Here is a 1,120-nt window from a genome sequence, read left to right as displayed (position 1 = left end):
AAGTGGATGTTGCCATTGTCCCGGTAGGCTGCCAGACCCTCGCCCGTGCGATGGGTGGCAAAGGCCACCGACGCCTCGCGCTGCCATGGTTCATTCTGCCGACGGATCTCGGAGAGCTCGGCATGGCCGATCTGCTCGGCGATCGCGCGGAACGGCGCGCCTGCCCCGATCGCTTGCAGCTGCTCATGGTCGCCGACCAGGACAATCTTTGCATCGGACCTCTCGACCTCTCTGACGAAGCCAGCGAGTTGCCGGCTTCCAACCATGCCGGCCTCGTCGATGACGAACACATCCCTGCTGCCAAGCTGATCGCGTGAAGACCTGCCGTCGACACTCGACTTCCAGTGGTATTCCCAGGACGCCAGAGTGCGGCTCTGGATGCCGGACGACTCCTCCAGCCCCTCGGCCGCCTTACCCGATAGAGCCGCGCCGTGAACCTGATAGCCCTGGGCCTCCCATGCCTCACGTGCAGCGGCAAGCATCGTGCTCTTGCCGGCCCCGGCATAACCAACGACCGCAGAAATCCGCTCCGGCCCGGTGATGTGCTCGATCGCCGCCCGCTGCTCATCCGAAAGCCGCGCTTCGCTTATGCGACGATCCCGCTCACCGGCATCAATTTCCCCGCGCTCGACCTTGCCGACCGTGTCGCTAATAACGCTGGAACGAATGGCATTATCCTGACGGCTCATCGCGCGTTCGACATGTCGGCGATCGACGCCATGACTTTGCGCCTGGTGCAATCGCTCGGCGGCTTGCACCATGCCGGATTCGATCCCGACCATTTCCCGGGTCGAATACCGCGCCCGCTCGATCTCACCTGTCGCAGCATCCATCCGCTCCGGCTGAAGCTCGACCAGCGCCGGCGATGCCATCACTTTTGCAAACGCATTCTGAAACGTCTGCGCATCGTCGTTGATATAGCGATGCAGCGTTCGGGCAATATCATGCCGGTCGAACACGCTCTTCTCGCCGGTGATCAGCGTCAGCACCTGTTCCGGCTTTTCTCGGATCAGATCGGCATTGCGCTTCGCTGCTTCCTCATCCAAGCGATTGCGAGACACCTCCCCGCCCTGCCGTTCAATCTGTGTGGCATGCACGCCCATATGCCCGGTGGCTCGAT

Annotated in this window: 1 protein-coding gene; it reads right to left on the bottom strand. The window is 62.5% G+C overall.

All coding sequences use genetic code 11. From position 1 onward, the window contains the following. The coding region (locus PDO_RS15345) for an AAA family ATPase (RefSeq protein WP_037074352.1) at positions 1–1,120 on the bottom strand (1,120 nt) is incomplete at both ends.

The organism is Rhizobium sp. PDO1-076 (assembly GCF_000247475.1).
GTDB lineage: Bacteria > Pseudomonadota > Alphaproteobacteria > Rhizobiales > Rhizobiaceae > Allorhizobium.
Note: the sequence above shows the minus strand (reverse complement) of the source record. Positions and strands in the feature narration are given on the sequence as shown.